Below are 23967 nucleotides of genomic sequence, written 5' to 3'. Positions count from 1 at the left end.
ATGGCGTTCATGCGTGGCTGGTTACGGTGCCCACGCCTCCGATGCCGCACGTGCTCTGCGTTGCTTCATCGGTGGCGATAAGAACACAACAGGAGATTCCCCGCATGACTTCGATCCGCACCCTCACGATCGCCCTTGCTTCGCTGATGGTTGTCCCGGCCGCGTTCGCACAGGACACGTCGACCGACACCGCATCGTCCTCCTCGACCAGCGGCAAGCGGTTCGCCGTGGTCGGTGGTGCCGCCATCCTGAAGCCCGACCACGACCCGGCCCCGGGCCTGAAGATCGATGGCGATGTCGCGCCGGTGATCAGCGCCAGCTGGTACGCCACCGACAACATCGCGGTGGAACTGTGGGGCGCGGCCGACAAGTTCAACCATCGCGTGAAGGCCGATGGCGCCGGCAAGATCGGCACCGTCGACCAGCAGCCGATCGCGTTGAGCGGCCAGTACCACTTCGGTGAGCCCGACAAGGTGATGCGCCCGTTCGTGGGCCTGGGCTACTACGAGTCCAACTTCAGCAACGAAAGCATCGGCAGCGACGATGCGCACGTTGGCCTGGAGACCGCCAAGGGCGCAATCGCGACCGCCGGCGTGGACTTCAACATCAACCAGACCTGGTTCGCCCGTGCGGATGCCCGCTATCTGAAGGGCGACGCGGGCGTTCGCGTCGCCGGCCAGGGCACCGGCGAAGAACTGACGATCGACCCGTGGGTCGTGGGTGTGGGTATCGGCGCGCGCTTCTGATCCATCGCTCCATCGCGTCGATACGGCGGCGGGCTTCCGGGCCCGCCGCCTTTTCATATCAGCGGCCGCCGCGCCCCTGCAGGCGGCGCAGGCGCGCCACGCGCCCCTTCACGCCCCACGCGTAGACCAGATAGTGGCCCAGCAGCACGCCGGCCACCGCAAGCAGACTGCCATGGCCGCTCAGCAATGCATGCGTCGGCGCCACCGCACCGGCCTGCCAGTACTGCCACATCTGCACGAAACCCAGCACGATGCGGCCCGCCACGATCGCCACCAACAGCAGGGACAGCCACGCATTGGGTTGGTAGAACACGCCTTGTGGCGCGACTTCCCAGCGGGTGAGCCAGACACCGAGCAGACCCAGCAGCGCGCCGATCGCGAGCCCGATACCGGCGCCGACCAGGCTGTCCGGCCACCAGAACAGCCCGACCGCGCTGACCGCGACGAAGATCGCCACTGATACCAACAGGCTCCACGCATTGAGCGCCAGCAACCAGTCCCGCGCCAGCCGGCGCGCGCGCCCGTAGCGATAGCGCTGCCACAGGGTCAGCGGCAGGGCCACCACCCACAGTGCGAGCAGCAGGAACACGACGAGCAGGGCGAGCACGATGGGCATGGCCGCATCATGCCCGAAAAGCATGCGGCATCAGGGATGCTCGGTTTCCACGTGCACCTTCTCGCGGCGTAGCAGATACAGCCCGCTCGCCACGATGATGCCGGCGCCGATCCAGGTCACGCCGTCGGGCAGTACCGACCACAGCATGACATCGAGGATCACGCCCCAGATCAGCGCCGTGTATTCGAGCGGCGCGATCAACGACGCCTCGCCGCGGCGGAACGCTTCGGTCAGCGCGACCTGCGCCAGCGAGCCGGACACGCCCACCCCGGCGATGATCCAGCCGTGCGAGGCCTGCAGCGGCTTCCATGCAGGCAGCGCCAGCAACGACGCCCCGAGCGACAGCAGCACCACGAACCAGAACACCAGCGCCTGCGTGCTGTCGCGTTGCGCGAGCATGCGCACGGTGACCGCGCCCAGCGCATAGCAGATGGCCGCAACGAGAATGGCCAATCCACCGGCGGTCAACATGCCTTCACCGGTCGGCCGCAGGATCACCAGCACGCCGACCAGACCGATGACGATCGCGATCCAGCGCCCTGCCCCCACCCGCTCCTTCAACAGCGGCCCCGCCATCGCGGTGACCAGCAGCGGCGCCACGAAGGTGATCGCATAGGCCGTGGACAAGGGCATGGTGCGCAAGCCGTACACGAACCCGGCCATCATCGCGATGCCCAGCACGCCGCGCAGCAGGTGCAGCGGCCAGTGCACGCGCAACAGCGAAGCGGCCGGCACCGTCGCCAGCACCCAGATCGCCACCAGCGGCAGCGACGACAACCCGCGCAGCGCCGCGACCTGCAGCGGCGGGTACTGCGCAGAGAGCAGCTTCAGGCCGGCATCCATCAGCGCGAACAGCAGCACCGCGGCCAGCATCAACAGGACAGCGGACGTAAGCGACGAACGGGGAGTGGCCATGCGTCATTATCGCCTTCCAGGGCCGTGTTCCGCCGCGCGTGCGCTACCCTGCGCGCGTCGACCCACGCAGGCAGGCCCATGACAGCGATCGCTCCAGGCACCCCTGCATCGCCCCGCTCCCGGCTTGCCGTGCGCCTGGCCTGGGCCGTGCTGTGGGTATTGCTCGGGCTTGCCAGCATCGAGTTCCTGATCGCCGCCTATGGCAAGTATCGGCATCTCGATTCGGCCGCCTATGGCATGTTCATGGCGCGACGGGGCTGGCTGTGGATGCACTTGGCCGGCGGTCTCACCACGGTGTTGCTCGGACCGGTGCAGTTCCTGACCCAGTGGCGCCAGCGCCGTCTGCGCCTGCATCGCATCACCGGTCGCATCTATCTGGCCGGCATGCTGGTCGCCGCGACCGGCGCCATCGGCCTGATCGCCACCTCGCCGGCACCGTTCGCCATCCGCCTCGCGTTCTCCGCGACCGCCCTAGCCTGGCTGACCACCGGACTGACCGGCCTGATCGCCATCCGCCACGGCCTCGTGGACCGGCACCGCCGCTGGATGGTCCGCAACTACGCGGTGACACTGGCGCCGATCGTTTTCCGCCTGTCGCTGCCCCTCGCCATTGCCGGCGGACTCGTGCCGTCGCCGACCCTGATCGCGACCCTGCTCTGGTGCAGCTGGATAATCCCGCTGTTGCTGTGCGAAACAGTCCGCCGCCTCGTGGGGCGGCGACGTCCCGCCACCGCGGTGTCTTCAGCCGACGCGATCCCGCTTCCCGGCGCACGGTAGAATTCCGCGCCCGGTAACAGGATTCCCCCCATGCCCTCCTTCGACGTCGTCTCCGAAGTCAACGTCCACGAACTCACCAACGCCGTGGACCAGGCCAACCGCGAACTCTCCACCCGTTTCGACTTCAAGGGCGTGGACGCCAAGTTCGTGCTGGAAGAGAAGCTGATCACCCAGTCCGCGCCCAGCGATTTCCAGCTCAAGCAGATGACCGACATCCTGCGTGCGCGCCTGATCGCGCGCCAGATCGACGCCCGCTGCCTGGAGTTCGGCGATGTGGAAACCAACCTGGCCGGCGCGCGCCAGAAGATCACCGTCAAGCAGGGCATCGAGCAGAAGCTGGCGAAGAAGATCGTCACCACGATCAGGGACGCCAAGCTCAAGGTCGAAGCGCAGATCAACGGCGACAAGCTGCGCGTCACCGGCAAGAAGCGCGACGACCTGCAAGACGTCATCGCGCTGCTGAAGAAGACCGAATTCGAGCTGCCGCTGCAGTTCGACAACTTCCGTGACTGATACGACGGCCACTGCGGACGCAGCAAACGACCCCATCGACGCCACGCGTCGCTGGGTGGAACGCGCGGTGATCGGGCTGAACCTGTGCCCGTTCGCCAAGGCGGTGTACGTGAAGCAGCAGGTGCGCTTCGTGCTGAGCGATGCCAGCACGCCGGAAGCCCTGCTCGAGGAACTGGCGGAAGAGCTTGTGCTGTTGCGCGACACCGATCCCGAGCAGGTCGACACCACGCTGATCGTGCACCCGGATGTACTGACGGATTTCCTGGACTACAACGACTTCCTCGACAATGCCGATGCGGCCGTCGAGGCGCTCGATCTGCAAGGCGTCATCCAGGTCGCCAGCTTCCACCCGGATTACCAGTTCGCCGGCACGATGCCGGACGACATCAGCAACTACACCAACCGTTCGCCCTACCCCACACTGCACCTGCTGCGCGAAGCCAGCATCGATCGCGCGGTGGAAGCCTTCCCGGACCCCGACATCATCGTCGAGCGCAACGTGAAGACGCTGGATGCGCTGGGGCATGCGGGCTGGGCGAAGCTGTTTTCCGAGGGAAGAAGCCGCCCGTAATGCTTGGTGTGGGAGTGACGTAAGTCGCGATGCTTCTCCTTCAGCCGCATAACACCGATCAAAGCCAGACCGCATCCCACCACGCATACTCGGAGACGCTTCGCGCCAGTCCAGCGCGCATGGGGTTGGCCACCAGGTAGCGTCCCGCAGCAAGGATCGAGCGCTCGCTGCGTAGTGCGCGGTCGTGGAATCCCCTCTCCCACACGATGCCCGAACCGGGGTGATGCAGGCGGATGATCCGGCTACTGTTGGTTTTCAATCGCTGCACCGTCGTTGACAGGCTGTCCAGTGCACCCAGTTCGATCACGCCATGCCAATGGTCCGGCATCAGCACCCAGCACAACAGCCTTGAGCGATACCATAGCCGCGAGCAGGTCATCGCGCGGCAGGCATCCATGGCGCGCTCCGGATGGAGGAAGAGCGGACGGCGATCCGCCGTCGTGAAAGTCACCATGTAGGCCTGGCCAGCCATAGAAGAGCGGCCCTTTCTCAGCTCCGAGTAACCCGACATCGCTCACCTCCTGTGGAAGAAGGTGAGCATGGCAAGCACGATGTCGATCACCATCGGAAAACCGCTCGCCGGCGTATCGGCGTTCCACGAGAAAGCCTCGCGACTTACGTCGCTCCCACATCAGGCATCCGGATGCACCGCCAACCGCTGCTCCAGCAGCACGCGCGCATCGTCCAGCGACGGCAGGATCGTGTGGCCCAGTGCACGGACGGTGTCGTCCGGCTCTAGCAGGTCGGGGATTTGGATAGGGTGCATGCCCGCGGCGAGCGCGGCGCGCACGCCGGTCGGCGAATCCTCCAACACCAGGCAACGCTCGGGATCCACGCCGAGCGAGCGCGCCGCGAGCAGGTAGACGTCGGGCGCAGGCTTGGGATGTTCGACATCGCTGCTGGTGCAGACAGCGTCGAAGCGCGACAGCAGGCCAGCCGCTTCCAGCTTGCGTAGCGCGAGCGGGCGTCGCGTGGACGTGGCAACCGCACGCGGAATGCCACGGGCGTCGAGGAAGTCCAGCATCGCCAGGATCCCGGGACGGTGCGGCACGCCGGCCGCGACGACGGCGTCGTAGAGCACGTGCGAGCGTTGCAGGATCTGTTCGCGCTCCGCTTCGCCGACCGCTTCGTCCAGCAAGTGGCGGCAGACGGCTTCGCTGTGGCCGACCATCGACAACCACAACAGCTCGGGCAGGTCGTGGCTGCGCTCGCGCGCCGCTTCCGCCAGGCACGCGATGATGGCGCGTTCGCTGTCCAGCATCAGCCCGTCCATGTCGAAGATCACCGCGGCCGGTGCGAAGGGCAGCGATGGAGGACTCACGCGCCCGCCTCGAAGAGCCGGTGCAGGTCCTCCTTGGCGAGCACGCGCCACTGGCCCGGCGCAAGATCGTCCAGCGTCAGTCCGCCGATGCGGCTGCGATGCAACGCATCGACGTGGTTGCCGACGGCGGCGAACATGCGGCGGACCTGGTGGTAGCGGCCCTCGGTAAGCGTCAGCTGCGCATGGCGCGGATCGATGACGTGCAAGCGGGCCGGCGCAAGCGGCGTCTGCTCCGATTCCAGCATCAGCGTGCCGCTGGCGAAGAGCGCGCCTTCGTCGCCGCGCAGGTCCTGCGCCAGCGTCGCGTCGTAGACCTTGGGCAGGTTGGCCTTGGGCGAAATGATCCGGTGCAGCAGGCCACCGTCGTCGGTGAGCAGCAGCAGGCCACTGGTCTCGCGATCCAGGCGCCCTACCGTGGACAGCACCGGCGAGCGTTCGCGGAACCGGGGCGGGAACAGGTCGTAGACGACGCGCCCGGTGTCCTTGGTCGAGCAGGTGTAGCCCACCGGCTTGTGCAGCAGGATCGCGACGCCCGGTGCAGGGTCGAGCGGCTCGCCATCCACGCGGATGGTGTCGTGGTCGACCGGATCATCGGCGTACAGCACCTCGCCCGCGGCGTCGGTGATGCGGCCTTCGCGGAACATCCACTGCACGTCCTTGCGGCTGCCGTAGCCGAGGTTGGCGATGTGCTTGACGATCTTCATGCGCTCAACGCCTCGCCTTCACCGCGGCGATGACCTTGAAACCATCGCGTTCGCCCGCCACCCGCACCTCGCCGAAGCGCTCGTTCAAGGTCTGCTCGTACGGCAGGTGGCGGTTGGCCACCAGCCACAGGCGCCCGCCCGGCTTGAGCGCGGCGGCCGCGGCAGTGATGAAGCGCTGGCCGATGTCCGGACGGTCCGCACGGCTCTGCGTGTGGAACGGCGGATTGCTGACGATGAAGTCGTAGCGCTGAGGCAATCCCGCGGTGACGTCGTGCCAGTGGAAATCGAGCGTTGCGCTCGCACCGGCATCCGCGAGGTTCTCCCTGGCCAGCGACAACGCGCGCGCCTCGGCCTCGTACAGGTCGAGCGCGGTGATGCCGGGATTGCGCGCCAGCAGCGACAGCGACAGGAATCCCCATCCCGCGCCCAGGTCGGCGCCGTGTCCGGCGATATCCGTCGGCAGGCATTCGACCAGCAGCGCAGAGGCCGGATCGATCCGGTTCCAGGCGAACACGCCCGGACGGCTGAGGTAGCGGCCACTCTCGATCCGGCGCGGCGCGTCCAGCGCCGACCATTGCGCGAGCAACGCGTCGTCGACGCTGTCCGCGCGCTTGCGCGTCCAGAACGTGCGGCAATGGAACTTGGTCAGCGTGCCGGCCAGTCCCGCGAGTTGCTTCAGGTCGGTTTCGCCCGACTTGGCGCCCTCGTTGTTGGTCATCGCGGCGACGACGACGCCATCGGGCGCCGCCAGTTGCACGGCGCGCGCAAGCAACGCGCGCGCTTCTTCGCGCTGGCGCGGCGGCAACACCAGCACCAGGGCGTAGCGCGTCGGTTCGACCGCTGCATCGGCGACGACGCGCAGGCCGGCGCGTTCCAGCAGTTCGGCGTCGGGACGGAAACTCTGTTCGCACACCAGCTGCGACAGCGGGAACTGTCGCAACGCGGCGCCATCGCGCGCGCGCAGGAACAGCACCGGCCCGGACGGCCAGGCGAGCACGCCCTGCGCGAAAGGCAGCATCAGGGCATCGAGAGCGGGATCGGAGAAGGGAGAGGCCACGATGCGACGCGCAGGCAGGGAATGAGGCGTCATTCTAACGGCAGCCACTCGCGACCGATTCCACCACCGTCGGTCGGGCTTCGAAAATAAAATGAAAAAAGTGTTGCGCATCGCAAACAAGCGGCGTATCGTGCGCGCCCGTCGGCCACGTGGCCGTTTTTTCAGCAATCGAATTCTTCCCATGAAGCCCGCCTATTCCTTCGACAGCAAGCCCGCCCTGCAGCCATCGCGCTGCGGCCTGGTGCTGCGTGCGAACGGCAGCGACCTGCGCGATATCGAACGCGCACGGCACCTGGACTTCTGACATCCGGCTGACTCCCTGGGAGATCGGCCACCCCGATCTCCCGAGGAACGCGAACGCCCTCGGGTCGCCATACCCGGGGGCGTTTTGTTTTCAGCGTTCGCGGAGGATGCGCATGCATCGAGGTTCGTTTCTTTCCACCACGGAAGTTCCTTTCCGCCCTGGGGCATCCGGGTAGCGCGCGATCGCGCCCCGATGCAGGGGCGCGGCTGCGACTGGCGCATGTGCGCTGCGTCGTGATGCCCCGACGCGGGCTGCACGTGGAGAGAACACCCACAAGGGCGCGTCGCGCCCGAACGGATTGCCGGTTGGCGACAGCCGGCAATGGGGAACATCGATCGAACACGCTACAGCGGTACGGGCTAGCGTCCCGTCCGGTGCGCGCGGCGCTGCCGTGGCGTATGCCGAAGCGTGGGAGACGGTGTTCCTCGAGCGGACGGAAGCTCAGAGGCAGAGCAGCGGCGCATGCCGTTGGCCACCGGTTCGAATCCGGTTCGTCCACCACTGGATAGCTCAGATGGGTAGAGCATCGGACAGTTAATCCGAGTGTCGCGGGTTCGATTCCCGCTCCAACGCCTGCAAGGGCACATGACCTTTCACGTCATGACACCGGGACGCGAGTCCCACACAGGGAACGCCCCGTGCGGCGCGCCGTCTTTCCGCGATGGACTGCAGAAGACGGCGCGGCGCAGCGGGGACGAAGCCGGCACCGCGCCCTCGACGCGGAAGCGCGCAGCGTTCGACGCAGTCCATGGACCGCGCCCTCGTTGCGATGCTTCCGCCGACAGCGCCGATCGCCCGCATCGCCGCCGTCCAGGGGCGTTTCCACCTTCTTCCGCCGATCGCGAATCGCGATGGGCACCTTTCGTCGCGGGATTCGATCCACCGCGGCGATCCGTTGGATCCGGATCGAACCACCAGAGCCAACAAGGAGAACAACGCCATGTTCTGGACCAAGAGGGTCGTGATCGGTGACGGCGAGCGCGGCCTGGTGTATCGCAACCGTCGGTTCGAGCAACTGCTCGCGCCCGGCGTGTACCGCTGGTTCGACCCGATGGGTCGGATCGAGGTGCGCACCTTCAACATCGCAGCGCCGGAATACGCCGGCCACGACGTCGACGCGCTGATCGCGCGCCTCGGCGAGCGTTTGGGCGACACCTTCGTCCTCGCCGACATCGGCGTGGACGAGGTGGGCCTGGTGCTGAAGAACGGCAAGCTGGAAGACGTGCTGCCGCCCGGCACGCGGCGCCTGTACTGGATCGGCCTGGTGAAGGTCGACGTGCAGGCGGTGGCGCTCGCCACGCCGGACGTGGACGCCGCCGTCGCGCGGCGCCTGCGCCAGCTGGGCGCGTTGTCGAAGCTGGCGGTGGTGGCCGATGTGCCGGCGGAGTTCGCCGGTCTGGTGTTCATCGACGGCAAGCTCGAGCGCACGCTCGCCCCGGGCAGCTACGCCTTCTGGAATTTCCAGAAGAACGTGGTCGTGGACATCGTGGACCTGCGCGTGCAGGCGATCGAGGTCTCGGGCCAGGAGCTCCTGACCCGCGACAAGGTCAGCCTGCGCGTGAACCTGGCCGCCAGCACCCGCGTCACCGACGTGGTGGCGGCGCGCACCAAGGTGGCGAAGGTCGGCGACTTCGTCTACCGCGAGCTGCAGTACGGCCTGCGCAAGGCGGTCTCCGCCAAGACGCTGGACGAACTGCTGGGCGACAAGGCCTCGCTGGACGCCGACATCTTCGCTTACGTGCGCGGCCAGATGGCCGGGCTCGGCGTCGAGGTGCTGGGCGTGGGCGTGAAGGACGTGATCCTGCCGGGCGAGATGAAGGAGATCCTCAACGGGGTGGTGCAGGCGGAGAAGACGGCGCAAGCCAACGTGATCCGTCGCCGCGAGGAGGCGAACGCCACGCGTTCCCTGCTCAACACCGCAAAGCTGATCGACGAGTCGCCGGTGCTGATGCGCCTGAAGGAGCTCGAGGCCCTGGAGAAGGTCACCGAGAAGATCGACAAGCTCACCGTGTTCGGCGGCCTGGATGGCGTGCTGAAGCAACTGGTGACGTTGAAGTAGTACCTCCCTGCGCGGTGGACGGATCCACCGCGCAGGGTTTCAATGGAGTGAACACATGAACATGCAGACATCGTTCGAACTGCTGCACGCCGAGGGCAGCACCACGCCGATCAAGGGCTGGGTGCGCGGCGTGCCCCTGGACCAAGGCGCCCACGAGCAGCTGCGGAACATCGCGGCCGTCCCCTTCGTCGGCCCGTGGGTCGCGGTGATGCCCGACGTGCACCTGGGCAAGGGCGCGACCGTGGGCTCGGTCATCCCCACGCGCGGCGCCATCATTCCGGCGGCGGTCGGCGTGGACATCGGCTGTGGCATGGCCGCGGTGCGGACCACGCTGCGCGCGAAGGACTTGCCGGACAACCTGGCGCAACTGCGTTCGAGCATCGAGCGCAGCGTGCCGGTCGGCAACGGCCGCGGCGGCGAGCACTGGAAGCTGCCGGACAGCATCCGCACGCGCATCACGCAGTCGGGACTGGAACCACGCTTGGAGGCGATCAAGCAGAAGCACCGCAAGATCCGTACCGACAAGCTGGATCGCCAGATCGGCACGCTGGGCGGCGGCAACCACTTCATCGAGATCTGCCTGGACGAGGCCGATGCGGTGTGGGTGATGCTGCACAGCGGTTCGCGCGGCACCGGCAACCTGATCGGCAACTACTTCATCGAGCGGGCGCGCGAGCACCTGGCGCACCGTGTGCTGGGCTTCCACCTGCCGGACAAGGACCTGGCCTTCTTCATGGAAGGCGAGCCCCTGTTCGACGACTACGTGGAAGCGGTCTCCTGGGCGCAGGATTACGCCCGCGAGAACCGCGAAGCGATGATGTCGCGCGTACTGGCGGAGATGCGCCACCGCCTGCCGAAGTTCCAGCTGGAGAAGATGGCGGTGAACTGCCACCACAACTACGTGCAGAAGGAAACGCACGGTGGCGTGGAGCTGCTGGTGACCCGCAAGGGCGCGGTGAGTGCGCGTGCCGGCGAGCTGGGGATCATCCCCGGCAGCATGGGCGCGAAGAGCTTCATCGTGCGCGGCAAGGGCAACGCGGACAGCTTCCACAGCTGCAGCCACGGGGCCGGCCGCGTGCTGAGCCGTACCGCGGCGCGCCAGCAGATCACCCTGTCGCAGCACCGCGAGGCTACGGCGCACGTCGAATGCCGCAAGGACGCCGGCGTGATCGACGAATCACCGGCGGCCTACAAGGACATCGACGCGGTGATGTCGGCGCAGAGCGACCTGGTGGAGGTGGTCCACACGCTGCGCCAGGTGGTGTGCATCAAGGGGTGAGCTTCGGCTCGCCCCTTCTTTTCTATGACCGCTCTTGTGGGAGCGACGTAAGTCGCGATGAATCGTTACCGGTAACCCATCGCGACTTACCGGTGCCAGCAATGCCGGCACCACTCCCACACCAGCCAGACGCTTCAGCCCTGCAGCTCGCGCAGCGTCACCGACGGCGGCGCATCCAGCACCCTGCGCGTGGCGAACAGGCCCGCGCCCAACGCCGCCAGCATGCCCAACCCGCCGCCGATAGCGGCCAGCTGCCAATTGGCCTTCCACGGCAGGTCGAACACCTGGGTGGCGACCACACCGGACAAGACCGAAGCCGCGATGGCGGCGACCAACCCCGCCAACAGGCCGATGGCGGCGAACTCCGAGGCCTGCGCAAGACGCAGCTGGCGACGGCTGCCGCCGAGCACGCGCATCACGCCGCCTTCCAGCAGCCGTTCGTCCTGGCTGGCGCTCACCGCGGACATCAGCACCAGCAGCCCGGCTGCCAGCGAGAACCAGAACACCACCTGCACCACCTGCGAGACCTGCTCGGCCGTGCTGCGCACCTGGTTCAGCACCGCCTCCACGTCGATCACCGAGAGATTCGAGAACTGCCCCACCAGCTCGCGCGTGAAAGCGGCATCGCCGGCCGGCACGCTGACCGCGGTGATGTAGCTGGCGGAATAGCCGTCGAGCGCGCCCGGCGAAGCGACGACGAAGAAATTCGGACGGAAGCTCTCCCAGTCCACGCTACGCAGGCTGGTGACGCGGCCTTCGAAGCGTTGGCCCGCGATATCGAAGGCGACACGGTCGCCGAGTTTCCATCCCAGCGCCTCGGCGAAGTCTTCTTCCACCGACAGTTCCGGCGAAGACGGCGTGCGGCCGGTCCAGAATTCGCCCGCGGTCACCTTGTTGTCGTCGCGCAACGTCGCGGTCATCGACAGGTTGAACTCGCGCTCGGCACGGCGTTGCGTGCGCTCGTCGGCTTCTTCGTAGTCGGCGCCACTGCTCGGCTTGCCGTTCAGTTCGACCAGGCGGCCGCGAATCATCGGATACAGGTCCACCGCCGACAGGCCGCGCGCCTGCATGAAGGTCTTCACCGGATCGACCTGGTCCGGCTGGACGTTGATGATGAAGCGGTTGGGCGCATTGGCCGACAACGCGAGCTGCCAGCGATCGAGCAGGTCGGTACGCACGAAGGTCAGCAGCAGCAGCGCCATCAGGCCGAGGCCCAGCGCGGATACCTGCGCGATCGACGTGCCCGCGCGACGGCTGACGTTGGCCAGCCCGTAGCGCAGGCTGCCGCGCAGCCGCGAGCGCAGGCGGCGCACCAGCAGGATCAGCAGCCACGCCAGCAGGGCAAGCACGGCGAGCGTGCCGACGATGCCGACCAGCATCGCGGTGCCCAAAGTGGGCGAGCCCGCCTTCCACCACAACAGCGCGCCCAGGCCGACGAAGCCCGTCAGCGCGACCAGCCATGCGCTGGGCTCCGTGCGGTCCAGGTCGCGACGCAGCACGCGCAGCGCGGGCACGCGCCGCAGCGCCAGTACCGGCGGCGCGCCGAACGCGAGCAGCACGATCATGCCCACGCCATACCCCTGCAAGGCAGGCAACAGCCCTGCCGGCGGGATGTCGATCTTCAACGATTGCTGCAGCCAGCTGCCGATGCCCCATTGCAGGCCGAAGGCGATCAGCACGCCCACCGTGCACGCGGCCAGACCCAGCAGCACCAGTTCGCCGACATGGATGCCGACCAGCGTGCGCTGCTGTGCGCCGAGGCAACGCATCACGGCGGTGCCGGAAAGGTGGCGCTCGCTGTGGCGGCGCGCGGCCATCGCCACGGCAACGGCGGCGAGCACCACGGAGACCAGGGCGGCCAATCCCAGGAAGCGGCTGGCGCGGTCCAGCGCAGAGCGCACTTCCGGGCGCGCGTCCTGGATGGTTTCCATCCGCTGGCCGCGCGCGAGCTGCGGCTTGACCGCCGCAGTGAAGGTTTCGACCGCAGCGGCATCGCCGGCGACCACCAGGCGATAGCGCAGGCGGCTGCCCTCCTGCACGAGGCCGGTGGAAGGCAGGTCGTCGAGGTTGAGGAAGACTTTCGGCGCAACGTTGAAATAGTCCAGGGCCGCATCGGGCTCCTGCGTCACCAGCGCGGCCAGGGTCAGCGTACGCGTGCCGATGCCGATCGCATCGCCCGGTTTCGCCCCCAGCGTTTCGGCGCCGGCCTGGCTGATCCACACCGTGCCCGGCGCAGGGATGCCGGCGGCATCGTGCTCGGCGGCACCAGCGCGTTCGACGATGCGGAAGCTGCCGCGCAACGGGAAGCCGTCACCCAGTGCACGCAGGTCGCCTAGCGACAGCGATTCGCCCGCGCGCACCATGCTCTGCATCTCCTGCGTCTCGGTCACGCGCAGGCCGGGGGCGTTCGCCAGCGCGCGCAGCGCGTCCGTCGGTGGCGTGTCGCCACGCACGACCACGTCGCCACCCAGCAGGCGGTTCGCCTCGATGGCGAGCGCGCGCTCCGCGCGATCGGTGACGAAACCCACCGACGTCACCGCGACGACGGCCAGCACCAGCGCGGCGAACAGGATGCGGATGTCGCCCGCCACCAGGTCGCGGCGCAACTGGCGCCAGGCCAGCGCCAGCGTCTTCATGCGGCCTCGCCCTGCAGGCGCCCGGCGTCCAGGCGCAGCAGACGCTGGCAACGCTCGGCCAAATGATCGTCATGCGTGACCAGGATCAGCGTGGTGCCGGCATCGGCATTCAACGCGAACAACAGTTCGATGATCGCCTGGCCAGTGTGCGTGTCGAGGTTGCCGGTGGGCTCGTCGGCGAACAGCAGCGAGGGACGGGTGACGAACGCGCGCGCCAGCGCGACGCGCTGCTGTTCGCCGCCGGACAGTTGCCGCGGGTAGTGGCCCAGGCGCTGGCCAAGGCCGACCTTCTCGAGGATCTGTCGCGCGGGCCCGTCCACGTCCGCATCGCCCCGCAACTCCAGCGGCAGCATGACGTTCTCCAGCGCGGTCAGCGACGGCAGCAGCTGGAAACTCTGGAACACGAAGCCGACCTTCTCGCCGCGCACGCGCGCACGGCCGTCTTCATCCATGTCGGAAATGCGCTCGCCATCCAGTGTCACCGTGCCGGCACTGGGGACGTCCAGCCCGGCCAGCAGCGACAACAGCGTGCTCTTGCCCGAGCCCGACGCGCCGACGATCGCGACGGTGTCGCCATGGCCGATGCGGAAGCCGATATCGTCGAGTATCGTCAGTTCGCCGCCGGGCAGCGTCACGTGTTTGCCCAAGCCTTGCACGTCGAGGACGGCGCGTTCGGTGGTGCGGGCTTCAGTGTGCAGTCTGCTGGCGTCGGCCATGATCGTCTCGTCGGTCATTTCGTGAATCATCGGGAGCACGGATTAAATGTTTCTTAATTCAAACAGGTATGGGGCCAAACGCACGCGCATGCAATGGGCCGCGGGCCTGGCCCTGCTTCTGCTCGTCGCGTTGTTCGCACGGCCCGTCGCAGCACAGGCCGCGAAGGCCGCACCCGCGAAGAGCGCACGCACCATCCTGGTGATGGGCGATTCGCTGTCCGCCGCATACGGACTGGCGCCGGCACAGGGCTGGGTGGCCCTCACCGCCGATCGCGTCGGCAAGACGAAGCCCGGCTGGCGCGTCGTCAACGCCAGCATCAGCGGCGAGACCACGGCAGGGGGTGCGGCCCGCATCGCCGCGGAACTGCAGCGCCATCGCCCGGCCGTGGTCGTCATCGCCCTGGGGGCGAACGACGGCCTGCGCGGCCTGCCACTGGCGCAGACCCGCGCCAACCTGGCGAAGATGATCACGGCCGCCCAGGCGGGCAAGGCCAAGGTCTTGCTGGTGGGCATGCGCATGCCGCCCAACTACGGCCCGGACTACACGCGCGGCTTCGAACAGAATTACGGCGCACTGTCGAAGCAGTACGGCACCGCCCTGTTGCCGTTCCTGCTGGAACCCATCGCGCTGGACCGCAATGCCTACCAGGCCGACAACCTCCACCCTGTCGCCGCGGCGCAACCCAAGCTGCGCGACCATGTCTGGAAGGCGCTCGAGCCCTTGTTGCGCTGAATTCGCCACGTCTTAACGGCTGCGCCGGCACGCTGGCGCGTGACTTCCTACCCACGCCCGATGCGATGAATCCCTCCACACTTGGGCGCATGTACCAGTACATCTCGGACACCGCGAATGGCTACGGACTGGCCACCTTCGTGAAGGCTCACGCGGGTCGTCGCGAGGCGCTGGTCGACGTGCTGGCCGACGTGTCCCGTCTCGTGCACCAGAGCCCCGGCTGCCTGGACTACACGATCAGCCGCGTTCCCGAAAACGAGGACGCGGTCTTCATCACGGAATACTGGAGCGGTCGCAACGAGCACCGCGCCATGCTGGAGCTGCCCGGCATGTTCGAGCTGCTGGACCGGTGCGCGGAGCTGATCGAACAATTCGAACAGACGACCCTCGAACCGGTCGCCTGAGGGCCGGGCCCGGTCCAGTACGTAGGAATTTTCCTACGGGAATCCGCGGCGTCCGCCGAATGTGATACCTGACACTTTCACGCACAGTAGCCCTGCCGGTTCCCTGCCCGGCGCCGCTACTGGAGTACCCCATGCCCCGCCTGCTCTTCACCATCGCCGCCGCTGCCAGCGGCTGGCAGCTCTACGAGGGCCAGTACGGCCGCAACTGGTTCGACAACCTGGGCGATGCCCGGGAGAACGCGAAGCTGCTCGCCGCCACCCTGCACCAGCACCACGGCATCCCCACTGCCGTCGTCATCGAGATGCCCAGCAACGAGGCCATCCTGCTGGCCCGGCACGGCTGATCCCGCTTAACCCGCGAGCCCCGACAGCTGCCGCAGCACCTGCTCGAAGGTCTCCGGCGGCTGCCCGCCCTGCACCAGATGGCGCCCGTTGAAGATCACCGACGGCACCGCCTGGATGCCGTGCTGCTGATAGAAGCGTTCGCGCTCGCGGACCTCCAGGGCGAACCGTTCCGTCTCGAGGATGCGCCGCGCTTCGTCGGCCTCCAGTCCGGCACTGGCGATGATCGCGATCAGCGTGTCGCGATCGGACACATTGCGGCCTTCACCGTGATACGCCTGCAGCAGCGCGCGCTTCAGCGCGTGTTGCTCCGCGGCACCCACCTCGCCCGCCCAATGGAGCAGCCGGTGCGCATCGAAGGTGTTGTAGATGCGGTCGCGCTTCTGCAGGTCGAAATGGAACCCCAGCGCCTCGCCACGCTGACTTAGCGCTTCGCCGTTCTGCGCCAGCTGTGCGGGCGACAGGCCGTACTTGCGGCCCAGGTGGTCGGCGATGGATTCACCCGCAGGCCCCATGTCCGGATTGAGCTCGAACGGCTGGAAATGCAGCTCGACCTGCAGATCGCCGCCGACCGCGGCGATCGCACGTTCAAGCGACGCGAGCCCGATCGCGCACCACGGGCACGCGACGTCGGAGACGAAATCGATCTTCACGGGGTTCGACATGCGGTCGATCTCACTCAAGGGTGTTCTTGTAGACGCGGCCCTGCTTCATCACGAAGCCGACGTTCTCCAGCACCGCCACGTCCTGCAGCGGATCGCCATCCACGGCGATCAGGTCGGCGGAGTAACCCGGCTTGAGCACGCCGACGTCCTTGTCGATGCCGAACAGGCGCGCGTTCACGACGGTGGCCGAACGGATCGCCTGCAGCGGGGTCATGCCGAACTGCACCATGCGCGAGAACTGGCGCGCATTGAGGCCATGCGGATACACGCCGCCATCGGTACCGAAGCCCATGATCGCGCCGGCCTGGTGCGCCTTGCGGAAGTTCTCGCGCTGGGTGGCGCCCACGCGGCGTTCCTTCTCCAGCGATTCGGGCAGGAAGCCGGCCTTCTCGCCTTCGCCCAGGATGTATTCGGTGTTGTAGATGTCCATCACCAGCACGGCGCCGTTCTTCTTCGCCAGCGCAATGCCTTCGTCATCGATGAAACTGGCGTGTTCGATGGAATCCACGCCGGCGAGCAGCGCATTGCGGATGCCGGTGGCGCCGTGCGCGTGCGAAGCGACCTTGCGGCCCAGCGCGTGCGCTTCGTCGACCAGCGCCTTCAGTTCTTCCAACGAGTACTGCGGCGCGCCGACCTCGGTGCCCTTGGACAGCACGCCACCGGTGGAGCAGGTCTTGATGAAGTCGGCGCCGAACTTGACGTTCTGCCTCACCTTCTGCCGCGCGGCCCAGGGACCGTCGGCGACGCCCTCGCCCACCGCCTTGTACTCGGCCGGCAGCAGGTTGTTGTCGCTGCAGTGCCCGCCGGTGATGCCGATGGACACGCCGCCCGCGAGGATGCGCGGGCCTTCGACTTCGCCCGTGGCGATCGCGTCGCGCAGGGCGACGTCCGCATAACCGGGTGAACCTGGCACGCGCACGGTGGTGAAGCCGGCCAGCAGCGTGGTGCGCGCGTTCTTCGCGCCCTTGATGGCGGCGGCCGGCAGCGAGATCGCCAGGCGCCGATACCCCTGCAGGTCCGCATCGCCATGCAGGTGCACGTGCGCGTCCATCAGGCCGGGCAGCACGGTCTTGTCGGAGAGGTCGTGCACGGTCGCGCCGGCCGGTACCGGCGTTGTCGCGGCGGGACCGATGGCGGTGATGCGTGCATCCTCGATGACGATGGCCTGGTCGGTCAGCATGCGACCGGATTCGACATCGAGCAGGCGTCCGGCCTTCACGTAGGTGGTCGCCGCGAACGCGGGCGCACAGGCGATGGACAGGGCAGCGGCGAGAACACTCACCATGCGAGCGTGCAGGCGCATCGGAACTCCGGGCAGAAAAAGCGGCCGCGCGACTGTAGCAGCCGCACGCATTCGATGACGAAGCAGGGCGGGCGATCCCGCCCTGCGTACATCCATCAGACCGGCGTAGGGTTGCGGTAGGCGAAGCCCGCCTGGTGCCAGTACGGGTACGGCTTCGGCCGCTGGCTCGCCGCATCCAGCTTGGCGACCTGCTCGGCCGTGAGGTTCCAGCCCACCGCGCCCAGGTTCTGCTTCAGCTGCTCCTCGTTGCGCGCGCCGATCACCACGGTGCTGACGGTGGGGCGCTGCAGCAGCCAGTTCAGTGCGACCTGCGGGATCGTCTTGCCGGTTTCCTGCGCGACTTCGTCCAACGCGTCGACCACGTCGTACAGGTAGTCGAGGTCGACCTGCGGGCCGGCATCGTTCGCGGTCTGCGATTGCAGGCGGCTGTTCTCGGGCAGCGGCTGCCCACGACGGATCTTGCCGGTCAGGCGACCCCAGCCCAGCGGACTCCAGACCACCGCGCCCACGCCCTGGTCGGCGGCCAGCGGCATCAGCTCCCATTCGTAGTCGCGACCGACCAGCGAGTAGTACGCCTGGTGCGCCACGTAGCGCGTCCAACCATGGCGATCGGCGGCGGCGAGCGACTTCATCAGGTGCCATCCGGAGAAGTTCGATACGCCCAGGTAACGGATCTTGCCGGCCTTCACCAGCGTGTCGAGCGTGGACAGCACTTCCTCGACCGGCGGGCGCGCATCGAAGCCGTGCAACTGGAACAGGTCGATGTAGTCCGTGCCGAGCCGCTTGAGTGCGGCATCGACCGCATTGATCAGGTGATGCCGCGACGAGCCCACCTGGTTCTCGCCGTCGCCGAAGCGGAAGGTGGCCTTGGTGGAGATGAGCAGCGAGTCGCGCGGGCGACCCTTGATGGCCTCGCCGAGGATTTCTTCGGCGGCACCCTTCGAATAGACATCGGCGCTGTCGAACATGGTCAGGCCAGCGTCGAGGCAGATGTCGACCAGGCGACGCGCTTCGGCCACGTCGGTGCTGCCCCACGCGCTGAACAACGCGCCTTGGCCGCCGAAGGTGCCGGTACCGAAGGAGAGGACGGGCACGCGCAGGCCGGACGCGCCGAGATAACGGTATTCCATGAGGGGGAATTCCTGAAACGGGGGGAGTGCGCCATTGCACTCCCCCGCTCCGCCAGCGGCAACCCCTCGGCGTGGAAAGCTTTGTTGCTTGCCGACGAAACGTCAGTTCGGACTGGCGGCCGGCCGCACGATGACCTCGCTGACGTCGACGTCGTCGGGCTGTTCCACGGCGTAAGCGATCGCGCGCGCAACCGCCTCGGCGGGAATCGCGACCTGGCGGAAATCCTCGAGCCACGCCTTGATGCCGGCATCACTGGTGGTTTCGGCCAGTTCGCTGGTGGTGACGCCGGGCGACACCACGGTGACGCGCAGCTTGTCGTGCTCCTGGCGCAAGCCTTCGGAAATGGCCAGTACCGCGTGCTTCGTGGCGCAATACACCGACGCACTGGGCCACACGCGATGGCCGGCCGTAGAGGCGACGTTGATCACCTGGCCTGCGCCCTGCGCCTGCATGACCGGCAACGCGGCGGCGATGCCGTGCAACACGCCACGGATGTTGACGTCGATCATGGCGTTCCATTCGTCGATCTTCAGCGCGGCCAGCGGCGACAGCGGCATGACGCCGGCATTGTTGACGATCACGTCGAGCCGGCCGTACTCGGCCTGGGCTAATGCCACGAACGCCTGCACGTCCTCGAGGCGGGTGACGTCGAGCGAACGGCAGCGCGCGCTGCCGCCCGCGGCGGTGATCTCGGCGACCAGCCGCTGCAGCCGGTCGGTGCGGCGCGCACCCAGCACGACGTGGGCCCCGCGGCGGGCGAGCTCGCGCGCGGCGGCTTCGCCGATGCCGCTGCTGGCGCCGGTGATGGCGATGACTTTTCCTTCGATTCCGGACATGGGGGTGATCTCGTTTGGGGGAAGCGCGGCACGGGGCGTGTCGCGACGGGGCGCAGTCTCCGCCCGCCTGCCGCAGCGTCGATATCCGGTTCCTCCGCGATCCTTGCCTGATCCTGCCCCGACCCCGCCAGCACCGTTCCATCCCCCGACATGCTGCGTAGACTCGCCTCACCCCCCAAGCCCGTAGCGACGGCCCCTCCCATGACCGACACCGCGTCCATCCATGCCGACCGCCTCCGCGAGCTGGCCGCACTGATTGAACGATCCACCGGCGGCGACGGTCTGCACACGACGGCGATCCCGGCGTTGCAGTTCTCCCGGCTCAGCGCGCCGATGCCGCTCCCGATGCGGGGCGTGCAGGAAGCCGCGCTGTGCCTGATCGTCCAGGGCGCCAAACGCGCCATCCTCGCCGACGAGGTGTACGAGTACGACGCCAGTCGCTTCGTCGTCGCCTCGGTCGACCTGCCGGTCACGGGCCAGGTCACCCAGGCCTCCGCCGAGGCGCCCTACCTGTGCCTGGTCCTGAAACTGTCGCCCGCGACCATCGCCGAGCTGGTGACCGAGGCGGAATCGGCACGGACGCCGTTGCCGCCGCCGTCGCGCGGCCTGTTCCTGCACCCCAGCAGCGTGGAGATGCTGGATGCCGCGATCCGTATGGTGAAGCTGCTCGATACGCCTCACGACATCCCGCTGCTCGGTCCGCTGATCGAACGCGAGATCCTGTACCGCGTGCTGTGCAGCCCGCAGGGGGCGATGCTGCGCCACATCGGCATCGCCGACAGCCAGGGCCAGCGCGTGGCCAAGGCGATCCACTGGTTGCGGCAGCACTACGCGCAGCCGCTGCGCATCGACCACATCGCCCGCGAAGTGCACATGAGCGCCTCCGCGCTGCACCACCATTTCAAGGCGGTGACGGCGATGAGCCCACTGCAGTACCAGAAGCAGCTGCGCCTGCAGGAAGCCCGCCGGCTGATGCTGAGCGAAGTCATGGACGCCGCCAGCGCCGGCCATCGCGTGGGCTACGAGAGCCCGTCGCAGTTCAGTCGCGAATACAGCCGCATGTTCGGTGCGCCGCCGGTGCGCGACGTGGAGCGCCTTCGCAGCCTCTGAATCGGGCGGAAACCTGCGCTGAACATGCCGTAAGCCCGGCGCGCTCCGTCGTTGCCGCTCTTCCCCGCGCAGGCGCACAATCCCGATGGATACCTCCCGAGGAATGGCCATGAAAGCCCCCGCCCTGCTGCTCACCGCCCTCGTTGCGCTCACTGCCGCGCTGCCCGGCGAAGCGCGGCAGAAGAACGTCACCGATCCCGGGATTCCCCGCAGCGTGCCTGCCGAAGGCGGCGCCGTCAGCGTCCAGTGGACCGATCCCGCGCAGTTCAGCGAGATCAAGTTCAGCGGCAATCGTTGGGAATCGAAGCGCGGCACCTGGGTCACCGACCTGGCGACGTACCTGCGCGATGAAGCAGGCCAGCGCCTCGCCCGCGGCCAGACGCTCGACGTCACCATCACCGACATCGACCGTGCAGGTCGCTACGAGCCCATCGTGCGGAACGGCATGGAGGACATCCGTATCGTCAAGGACATCTATCCGCCGCGGATGACGCTGAACTTCGTCGTGAAGGGTCCCGATGGCCAGGTGGTCGCCGAAGGCGAGCGCAAGCTGGTGGACCATGGCTTCCTGATGGGCGCCAATCTCAACAACACCGACAACCTGCGTTACGAGAAGCGCCTGATCGACGACTGGCTGCGCCGCGAGTTCAAGAACAACGCGACGCTGACATCCACGCCCTGATCCGCTGACTCAGGGGGCCGGCGCCGCATTGCGCGACGCCGGCTCGTGCGGGTAGACCGCCGACACCGAGCACTGCACGCGGATCCCGCGGCGCGACCAGCGCCGCTCGTCACCGGGGATGAGCGCATCCGCATTGCCCGAATCGAAGAGACTGTTGCCACCGCTGTCCTGCGCGACCACCCGGTCGCCGGGATTGCCGCAGATGAGGCCGATGCCGACGCCGGAGCGGAAGGTGATGGCGGGCGAGGAATCCAGATCGGGGCACCCGTGCGCCAGCTCCACGCGGTAGTAGCGATGGCCGCCCGACCGACGTGGCAAGAGTTCCACCAACATGCCTTCATTGTCTTCCGACCATGCGCGCATGTAACGCGGGTTGAAGCAGAAGCTCGAGGAACCGGCGAAGCCCCGCCGTTGGGGCGCGCGCACTTCCACCGTCTCCAGCGTGGTCACGCCGTCATCCGTCTGCATCGACGCCGCGCGCGCCATCGCGGCGTACTCGCGCGCGTCGATCGCCGCGATGCCGGTCACGGCACAGGTCGCCTCGCCGATGCGCACGTATTCCTGGCCGGTCCCGCACACCCAGCCCTCACGGGCGAGCAGGACGGCATCGGCCCGACCGGCGCCGGGACAGCCTTCTGACAGGGTGATGCGGAATCGTTGCCCATCGCGGCCCTGCACAGCGAGCTCCGTGGACGAGGCTTGGCGTACTTCGGCCATCTGCCGCGCATCCAGGCAGCCCGGAGCCGGCGGAACGCGCGGCGGCGCCTCCGGCGCCTGCGCATGCACTGCCTGGGGCAGCGCCAGCGTCATCAACAACGTCAGCGTCCATCGCATCCGTGCCATCTCCTTGGGGACAGACGCGATGGTAAACCAGGGTTGTGGTGCGCTGGAGGCGGCACCATATCGGCGGCATCCCTCACCAGGAACACGTCCATGACGACCTTCGACCTTACCCCGCCCTCCGATGCCCAGCGGACGGCGCTGATCGCCGGCCTCAGCGAGGACGAGCGCCGGGTGCTGCTGCAGCACGGCACCGAGGCACCGTTCTGCGGCGTGTTCCTGGACAACAAGCAAGACGGCACCTACACCTGCCGCCTGTGCGGCCTGCCGCTGTTCCGCTCCAGCGCGAAGTTCGATTCCGGCACTGGCTGGCCGAGCTTCTTCCAGCCGGTGGACGAGGCGCACGTTGGCCGCATCCGCGACAGCAGCTACGGCATGATCCGCACCGAAATCGTGTGCGCGCGTTGCCACAGCCACCTGGGCCATGTGTTCCCGGACGGCCCGCCGCCGACTGGCGAGCGGCATTGCCTGAACTCGGTCTCGCTGGCATTCACGCCGCAGGGCGCGGCGCTGCCGGACCCGTTGCAGCGCGGCGGAGCGGAGTCGCAACCGGCGGGATGATGCGGCCGGGGCTGTCACGAGACGGGCATATGACGGCGGTAGCCTGACCGTCACCCAACCGTCGCCTGGCTGTCATGCATGGCCGCATCCATCGAAACGAACGCGACCTCAGCCATGCTTCCCGGCCTGCCTGGCGCGCTCTGGCTGTACCGGTTCGATGACGAAGGCCGGGCGAAAGCGCTCGACGCCGGCTCTTACGAGGCCAACGCGCTGCGGAGCACCGAGGGCGACGACTGGCATTGGCTGCATCTGGACCTGAGCGATGTGCGCAGCGCGCAGATCGTCGCCGGGCTGCCGCTGCCCGAAGAGGCGCATGCGACGCTGTTGTCGCCGGATTCCCACGTCAATCTGCAGCTCGATGAGGACGTGGCGCACGGCGCCTTCGTCGACTGGGTGCACCAGCGCGGCGTGGACCTCGCCGCCGAGGGCCAGCTGCGTGGCGACGATGGCATCGGCTGGCTGCATTTCGCGATGACGGCGCGCCTGCTGGTCACCGCGCGGCGGCAACCCTTGCGCTCGCTGGAGGCCGCCCGCCGCGCGGTGATCGCCGGCGCGCTGGCCGATGCCCCGGTGCGCCTGCTGGAAATGGTGGCGGGGCGCTTCGCCGACACGGTGGAGCGCAGCAGCGACGGGCTCTCCGCGCGACTGGACCGTATCGAGGACCGCGTACTGGCGGACAGCATCGGCGAGGAGCGCCGCGACCTTGCGCAGCTGCGCCACCAGACCGTGCGCCTGCATCGGCCGCTCACCGCGATGCGGCGCGTGCTGAAACCGTTCGAGCAACGCCATGCCGGCGACACCGACCATGAACTGCTGCCCGCCGTCGCACGGCTCAACCAGCGCTTCGACGATCTCGATGGCGACGTGGGCACGCTGCAGGAGCGCGCGCGCCTGCTGCAGGACGAAGTGGCCGCGAAACTCGCCGAGCGCACGAACCGTCATCTGTACGTGCTCTCGATGATCACCGCCTTGCTGCTGCCGCCCAGCCTGGTCGCCGGCCTGTTCGGCATGAACCTCCCCGGGCTGCCATTCGCGCACAGCACCCACGGGCTGGCGTTCGCGCTCCTGCTCGGTGCGGCCTCGAGCGTGGTGGTCTACCTGTTGTTGCGGCGCATGGGCGTGGCACGCTCGACCTGAGCACGGCGC

At 67.8% G+C, this 23967-nt stretch carries 27 protein-coding genes and 2 tRNA genes; 16 read left to right on the top strand and 13 right to left on the bottom strand.

The features are described 5' to 3' along the window. The first annotated feature begins 104 nt into the window (after positions 1 to 104). Positions 105 to 746 carry an OmpW/AlkL family protein gene (locus tag ACSION_RS03250; RefSeq protein WP_435304820.1) on the top strand — a complete coding sequence of 214 codons (642 nt, stop codon included), beginning with the start codon at positions 105 to 107 and terminating at the stop codon, positions 744 to 746. Positions 747 to 804: 58 nt separating this feature from the next. On the opposite strand, the gene ACSION_RS03245 is transcribed toward ACSION_RS03250, so the two are convergent. Beyond that, positions 805 to 1362, bottom strand: a complete 558-nt coding sequence (locus ACSION_RS03245) for a DUF1453 domain-containing protein (protein ID WP_435304819.1) — start codon at positions 1360 to 1362, stop codon at positions 805 to 807. Positions 1363 to 1392: 30 nt separating this feature from the next. Further along, the gene (locus tag ACSION_RS03240; RefSeq protein WP_435304818.1) at positions 1393 to 2277 is read right to left on the bottom strand and encodes a DMT family transporter; all 885 of its coding nucleotides are present in this window, start codon (positions 2275 to 2277) and stop codon (positions 1393 to 1395) included. Positions 2278 to 2355: 78 nt separating this feature from the next. On the opposite strand from ACSION_RS03240, the gene ACSION_RS03235 reads away from it, so the two are divergent. From ACSION_RS03235 to ACSION_RS03225, 3 genes are read left to right on the top strand one after another with little or no spacing between them, the layout of a single operon-like run. Continuing rightward, the gene (locus ACSION_RS03235; RefSeq protein ID WP_435304817.1) at positions 2356 to 3054 is read left to right on the top strand and encodes a DUF2306 domain-containing protein; all 699 of its coding nucleotides are present in this window, start codon (positions 2356 to 2358) and stop codon (positions 3052 to 3054) included. A 30-nt stretch (positions 3055 to 3084) separates the two neighbouring features. Next, a complete protein-coding gene (locus ACSION_RS03230) occupies positions 3085 to 3567 on the top strand; it encodes a YajQ family cyclic di-GMP-binding protein (protein ID WP_435304816.1) in 483 nt (160 codons plus the stop codon). Then, a complete protein-coding gene (locus ACSION_RS03225; protein WP_435304815.1) occupies positions 3560 to 4138 on the top strand; it encodes a DUF1415 domain-containing protein in 579 nt (192 codons plus the stop codon). The genes ACSION_RS03230 and ACSION_RS03225 overlap by 8 nt, the downstream gene beginning before the upstream one ends. Before the next feature lie 58 nt (positions 4139 to 4196). Here the strand turns inward: ACSION_RS03225 and ACSION_RS03220 are convergent, their stop codons facing one another. The 4 genes from ACSION_RS03220 to ACSION_RS03205 form a co-directional block, all read right to left on the bottom strand. Further along, the gene (locus ACSION_RS03220; RefSeq protein WP_435304814.1) at positions 4197 to 4649 is read right to left on the bottom strand and encodes an REP-associated tyrosine transposase; all 453 of its coding nucleotides are present in this window, start codon (positions 4647 to 4649) and stop codon (positions 4197 to 4199) included. Positions 4650 to 4769: 120 nt separating this feature from the next. Next, positions 4770 to 5459, bottom strand: a complete 690-nt coding sequence (locus ACSION_RS03215) for an HAD family hydrolase (protein ID WP_435304813.1) — start codon at positions 5457 to 5459, stop codon at positions 4770 to 4772. Continuing rightward, entirely contained in the window at positions 5456 to 6163 is a 708-nt protein-coding gene (locus tag ACSION_RS03210; protein ID WP_435304812.1) for a pseudouridine synthase, read from the bottom strand. The genes ACSION_RS03215 and ACSION_RS03210 overlap by 4 nt, the downstream gene beginning before the upstream one ends. Before the next feature lie 4 nt (positions 6164 to 6167). Further along, complete coding sequence (locus ACSION_RS03205) at positions 6168 to 7220, bottom strand: class I SAM-dependent methyltransferase (RefSeq protein ID WP_435306651.1); 1053 nt, start codon at positions 7218 to 7220, stop codon at positions 6168 to 6170. A gap of 181 nt (positions 7221 to 7401) precedes the next feature. Between ACSION_RS03205 and ACSION_RS03200 the strand changes: the two genes are divergently transcribed. The 5 genes from ACSION_RS03200 (at position 7402) to ACSION_RS03180 (ending at position 10862) form a co-directional block, all read left to right on the top strand. Then, positions 7402 to 7524: a hypothetical protein gene (locus tag ACSION_RS03200; protein WP_435304811.1), complete on the top strand. Its 123-nt coding sequence runs from the start codon at positions 7402 to 7404 to the stop codon at positions 7522 to 7524. Between the two features lie 431 nt (positions 7525 to 7955). Then, positions 7956 to 8025: transfer RNA gene (locus ACSION_RS03195), tRNA-OTHER, on the top strand. Between the two features lie 2 nt (positions 8026 to 8027). Beyond that, positions 8028 to 8093 (top strand) — tRNA-Asn (locus ACSION_RS03190). A 371-nt stretch (positions 8094 to 8464) separates the two neighbouring features. Next, on the top strand, positions 8465 to 9583 hold the full coding sequence (locus tag ACSION_RS03185; protein WP_435304810.1) for a slipin family protein: 1119 nt from the start codon (positions 8465 to 8467) through the stop codon (positions 9581 to 9583). A gap of 55 nt (positions 9584 to 9638) precedes the next feature. Next, positions 9639 to 10862, top strand: coding sequence for an RtcB family protein (locus ACSION_RS03180; RefSeq protein WP_435304809.1), 1224 nt, complete (start codon positions 9639 to 9641; stop codon positions 10860 to 10862). A 134-nt stretch (positions 10863 to 10996) separates the two neighbouring features. On the opposite strand, the gene ACSION_RS03175 is transcribed toward ACSION_RS03180, so the two are convergent. Both ACSION_RS03175 and ACSION_RS03170 read right to left on the bottom strand, forming a co-directional pair. After that, on the bottom strand, positions 10997 to 13498 hold the full coding sequence (locus tag ACSION_RS03175) for an ABC transporter permease (protein WP_435304808.1): 2502 nt from the start codon (positions 13496 to 13498) through the stop codon (positions 10997 to 10999). Then, entirely contained in the window at positions 13495 to 14232 is a 738-nt protein-coding gene (locus tag ACSION_RS03170) for an ABC transporter ATP-binding protein (RefSeq protein ID WP_435304807.1), read from the bottom strand. The genes ACSION_RS03175 and ACSION_RS03170 overlap by 4 nt, the downstream gene beginning before the upstream one ends. Positions 14233 to 14302: 70 nt before the next feature. Between ACSION_RS03170 and ACSION_RS03165 the strand changes: the two genes are divergently transcribed. The 3 genes from ACSION_RS03165 to ACSION_RS03155 all read left to right on the top strand — a co-directional run bounded on the left by ACSION_RS03165 (position 14303) and on the right by ACSION_RS03155 (position 15695). Further along, the gene (locus ACSION_RS03165) at positions 14303 to 14947 is read left to right on the top strand and encodes an arylesterase (RefSeq protein WP_435304806.1); all 645 of its coding nucleotides are present in this window, start codon (positions 14303 to 14305) and stop codon (positions 14945 to 14947) included. Positions 14948 to 15012: 65 nt separating this feature from the next. After that, positions 15013 to 15351, top strand: a complete 339-nt coding sequence (locus ACSION_RS03160) for a putative quinol monooxygenase (RefSeq protein WP_435304805.1) — start codon at positions 15013 to 15015, stop codon at positions 15349 to 15351. A 131-nt stretch (positions 15352 to 15482) separates the two neighbouring features. Next, complete coding sequence (locus ACSION_RS03155) at positions 15483 to 15695, top strand: hypothetical protein (RefSeq protein WP_056880770.1); 213 nt, start codon at positions 15483 to 15485, stop codon at positions 15693 to 15695. Positions 15696 to 15701: 6 nt separating this feature from the next. Here the strand turns inward: ACSION_RS03155 and ACSION_RS03150 are convergent, their stop codons facing one another. From ACSION_RS03150 to ACSION_RS03135, 4 genes are all read right to left on the bottom strand, one after another. Beyond that, the gene (locus tag ACSION_RS03150) at positions 15702 to 16376 is read right to left on the bottom strand and encodes a DsbA family oxidoreductase (protein ID WP_435304804.1); all 675 of its coding nucleotides are present in this window, start codon (positions 16374 to 16376) and stop codon (positions 15702 to 15704) included. Beyond that, positions 16369 to 17661 carry an amidohydrolase family protein gene (locus tag ACSION_RS03145; RefSeq protein WP_435304803.1) on the bottom strand — a complete coding sequence of 431 codons (1293 nt, stop codon included), beginning with the start codon at positions 17659 to 17661 and terminating at the stop codon, positions 16369 to 16371. The genes ACSION_RS03150 and ACSION_RS03145 overlap by 8 nt, the downstream gene beginning before the upstream one ends. A 95-nt stretch (positions 17662 to 17756) precedes the next feature. Further along, the gene (locus ACSION_RS03140; protein WP_435304802.1) at positions 17757 to 18791 is read right to left on the bottom strand and encodes an aldo/keto reductase; all 1035 of its coding nucleotides are present in this window, start codon (positions 18789 to 18791) and stop codon (positions 17757 to 17759) included. A gap of 102 nt (positions 18792 to 18893) precedes the next feature. Continuing rightward, on the bottom strand, positions 18894 to 19628 hold the full coding sequence (locus ACSION_RS03135) for an SDR family oxidoreductase (RefSeq protein WP_435304801.1): 735 nt from the start codon (positions 19626 to 19628) through the stop codon (positions 18894 to 18896). A 201-nt stretch (positions 19629 to 19829) separates the two neighbouring features. On the opposite strand from ACSION_RS03135, the gene ACSION_RS03130 reads away from it, so the two are divergent. Next, on the top strand, positions 19830 to 20738 hold the full coding sequence (locus ACSION_RS03130) for an AraC family transcriptional regulator N-terminal domain-containing protein (protein WP_435304800.1): 909 nt from the start codon (positions 19830 to 19832) through the stop codon (positions 20736 to 20738). Between the two features lie 103 nt (positions 20739 to 20841). Next, positions 20842 to 21420, top strand: coding sequence for a DUF3016 domain-containing protein (locus tag ACSION_RS03125; protein ID WP_435304799.1), 579 nt, complete (start codon positions 20842 to 20844; stop codon positions 21418 to 21420). 9 nt (positions 21421 to 21429) lie between these two features. Here ACSION_RS03125 and ACSION_RS03120 read toward each other — a convergent pair whose 3' ends face one another. Beyond that, on the bottom strand, positions 21430 to 22254 hold the full coding sequence (locus ACSION_RS03120) for a hypothetical protein (protein WP_435304798.1): 825 nt from the start codon (positions 22252 to 22254) through the stop codon (positions 21430 to 21432). A 99-nt stretch (positions 22255 to 22353) separates the two neighbouring features. On the opposite strand from ACSION_RS03120, the gene msrB reads away from it, so the two are divergent. Next, a complete protein-coding gene (gene msrB / locus ACSION_RS03115; protein ID WP_435304797.1) occupies positions 22354 to 22821 on the top strand; it encodes a peptide-methionine (R)-S-oxide reductase MsrB in 468 nt (155 codons plus the stop codon). A gap of 78 nt (positions 22822 to 22899) precedes the next feature. Further along, a complete protein-coding gene (locus ACSION_RS03110; RefSeq protein ID WP_435304796.1) occupies positions 22900 to 23958 on the top strand; it encodes a CorA family divalent cation transporter in 1059 nt (352 codons plus the stop codon). Positions 23959 to 23967 lie beyond the last annotated feature (9 nt).

The organism is Pseudoxanthomonas sp. LjRoot125 (assembly GCF_964252705.1).
In the GTDB taxonomy this organism is placed as follows: Bacteria; Pseudomonadota; Gammaproteobacteria; order Xanthomonadales; family Xanthomonadaceae; genus Pseudoxanthomonas_A.
The sequence above is the reverse complement of the archived record's forward strand: the minus strand, read 5'-3'. Positions and strand labels throughout refer to the sequence as shown.

Coding starts and splice junctions, on each gene's coding strand:
- ACSION_RS03250 (WP_435304820.1), top strand. CDS start 105: ATGACTTCGATCCGCACCCTCACGATCGCCCTTGCTTCGCTGATGGTT.
- ACSION_RS03245 (WP_435304819.1), bottom strand. CDS start 1,362: ATGCCCATCGTGCTCGCCCTGCTCGTCGTGTTCCTGCTGCTCGCACTG.
- ACSION_RS03240 (WP_435304818.1), bottom strand. CDS start 2,277: ATGGCCACTCCCCGTTCGTCGCTTACGTCCGCTGTCCTGTTGATGCTG.
- ACSION_RS03235 (WP_435304817.1), top strand. CDS start 2,356: ATGACAGCGATCGCTCCAGGCACCCCTGCATCGCCCCGCTCCCGGCTT.
- ACSION_RS03230 (WP_435304816.1), top strand. CDS start 3,085: ATGCCCTCCTTCGACGTCGTCTCCGAAGTCAACGTCCACGAACTCACC.
- ACSION_RS03220 (WP_435304814.1), bottom strand. CDS start 4,649: ATGTCGGGTTACTCGGAGCTGAGAAAGGGCCGCTCTTCTATGGCTGGC.
- ACSION_RS03210 (WP_435304812.1), bottom strand. CDS start 6,163: ATGAAGATCGTCAAGCACATCGCCAACCTCGGCTACGGCAGCCGCAAG.
- ACSION_RS03200 (WP_435304811.1), top strand. CDS start 7,402: ATGAAGCCCGCCTATTCCTTCGACAGCAAGCCCGCCCTGCAGCCATCG.
- ACSION_RS03185 (WP_435304810.1), top strand. CDS start 8,465: ATGTTCTGGACCAAGAGGGTCGTGATCGGTGACGGCGAGCGCGGCCTG.
- ACSION_RS03180 (WP_435304809.1), top strand. CDS start 9,639: ATGAACATGCAGACATCGTTCGAACTGCTGCACGCCGAGGGCAGCACC.
- ACSION_RS03175 (WP_435304808.1), bottom strand. CDS start 13,498: ATGAAGACGCTGGCGCTGGCCTGGCGCCAGTTGCGCCGCGACCTGGTG.
- ACSION_RS03170 (WP_435304807.1), bottom strand. CDS start 14,232: ATGACCGACGAGACGATCATGGCCGACGCCAGCAGACTGCACACTGAA.
- ACSION_RS03165 (WP_435304806.1), top strand. CDS start 14,303: ATGCAATGGGCCGCGGGCCTGGCCCTGCTTCTGCTCGTCGCGTTGTTC.
- ACSION_RS03160 (WP_435304805.1), top strand. CDS start 15,013: ATGAATCCCTCCACACTTGGGCGCATGTACCAGTACATCTCGGACACC.
- ACSION_RS03155 (WP_056880770.1), top strand. CDS start 15,483: ATGCCCCGCCTGCTCTTCACCATCGCCGCCGCTGCCAGCGGCTGGCAG.
- ACSION_RS03145 (WP_435304803.1), bottom strand. CDS start 17,661: ATGCGCCTGCACGCTCGCATGGTGAGTGTTCTCGCCGCTGCCCTGTCC.
- ACSION_RS03140 (WP_435304802.1), bottom strand. CDS start 18,791: ATGGAATACCGTTATCTCGGCGCGTCCGGCCTGCGCGTGCCCGTCCTC.
- ACSION_RS03135 (WP_435304801.1), bottom strand. CDS start 19,628: ATGTCCGGAATCGAAGGAAAAGTCATCGCCATCACCGGCGCCAGCAGC.
- ACSION_RS03130 (WP_435304800.1), top strand. CDS start 19,830: ATGACCGACACCGCGTCCATCCATGCCGACCGCCTCCGCGAGCTGGCC.
- ACSION_RS03125 (WP_435304799.1), top strand. CDS start 20,842: ATGGCCATGAAAGCCCCCGCCCTGCTGCTCACCGCCCTCGTTGCGCTC.
- ACSION_RS03120 (WP_435304798.1), bottom strand. CDS start 22,254: ATGCGATGGACGCTGACGTTGTTGATGACGCTGGCGCTGCCCCAGGCA.
- msrB (WP_435304797.1), top strand. CDS start 22,354: ATGACGACCTTCGACCTTACCCCGCCCTCCGATGCCCAGCGGACGGCG.
- ACSION_RS03110 (WP_435304796.1), top strand. CDS start 22,900: ATGGCCGCATCCATCGAAACGAACGCGACCTCAGCCATGCTTCCCGGC.